1 protein-coding gene is annotated in these 599 nt (G+C 62.8%); it reads left to right on the top strand.

Features of this window, described 5'->3' with window-relative positions; translation table 11 throughout:
- The coding region (locus ACXJ3V_RS20425; RefSeq protein ID WP_457102184.1) for a KUP/HAK/KT family potassium transporter at window positions 1–599 on the top strand (599 nt) is incomplete at both ends.

The following is a 599-nucleotide window of genomic DNA, read 5'->3' as shown; positions in this document are numbered from 1 at the left end:
GTCCTCGGCGGCGTGTTCCTCGCCGTCACCGGCGCCGAGGCGCTCTATGCCGACATGGGGCATTTCGGCAAGTCGCCGATCCGGCTTGCCTGGTTCAGCATCGTGTGGCCAGCACTGTCGATCAACTACTTTGGGCAGGGCGCGCTGATCCTTCTCGATCCGAAGGCGATCGAGAACCCGTTCTTCATGATGGTGTCCGATGCGCTGCTGTACCCGATGGTGGTGCTTGCGACGGCAGCCACGGTCATCGCCTCGCAGGCGACGATCTCCGGGACGTTCTCGGTCACGAAGCAGGCCATCCAGCTCGGGTACTTGCCGCGGCTTCGCATCCTGCACACCACGGTACGCGAGACGGGCCAGATCTATATCCCGTCGGTCAACTGGATCCAGTTCGGCGCCGTGGTTCTGGCGGTGACGATGTTCGGATCTTCGAGTGCGCTGGCGACGGCCTATGGAATTGCCGTCACGGGCACGATGGTGCTGACGACACTGATGACTTTCGTCGTCGTGCGGTTCGGCTGGCGCTATCCGCTCGCGCTCGCCCTCGCTGCAACCGGGTTCTTCCTCATCATCGAACTGGTCTTTTTCGCGTCCAACGC

The sequence above is a fragment of the Microbacterium sp. P5_E9 genome (assembly GCF_054049175.1).
Note: the sequence above shows the minus strand (reverse complement) of the source record. Positions and strands in the feature narration are given on the sequence as shown.